Origin of the sequence: Nocardia sp. NPDC059236, from assembly GCF_042754085.1 — a bacterium.
Lineage (GTDB): Bacteria > Actinomycetota > Actinomycetes > Mycobacteriales > Mycobacteriaceae > Nocardia.
This window is the reverse complement of the sequence record NZ_JBHZAF010000121.1, coordinates 1-399: the sequence shown is the minus strand read 5'-3', so window position 1 is coordinate 399 and position 399 is coordinate 1. Positions and strand designations below refer to the sequence as shown.

1 protein-coding gene is annotated in these 399 nt (G+C 70.9%); it reads right to left on the bottom strand.

The window, feature by feature from the left end; all coding sequences use genetic code 11:
- Positions 1-399: asparagine synthase-related protein (locus ACFXIV_RS48345; protein WP_379421597.1), on the bottom strand; the 399-nt coding region annotated here is incomplete at both ends.

Sequence of the window (399 nt, the reverse complement as noted above, 5' to 3'; positions counted from 1 at the left end):
ACCAAGTCGGCAGGGTCATCGAGGGCATTGTCCTGATAGATGTCCGCATGCTCGGTCAGCACGTCATCCACCGACCCGGCCAGGTCCGGATCGACCAGGGCGAGCAGCTCGCCCCGGTCGTACATGGTGTAGCTGCGCCGGAACGCGGTCTCCTCCGGCAGCTCGGCGAAGGAGAGGAACCGCTTCGCGAAGCGCACCGACCGGTACCCCCGGCGGGCCGTGGCGACCGGCAGCCGGTCCACGGCCTGGGACAGGCCGCGCCGCAGCGGCCGCGGGATGCGCTGGTAGCGCAGCGCCAGCAGGTTGGCCAGGTGCTTGCGGTACCCGGCGAACAGCTCGTCGGCACCCATCCCCGAGAGCATCACCTTGACCCCGGCCTCCCGGGCGGCCGAGCAGATC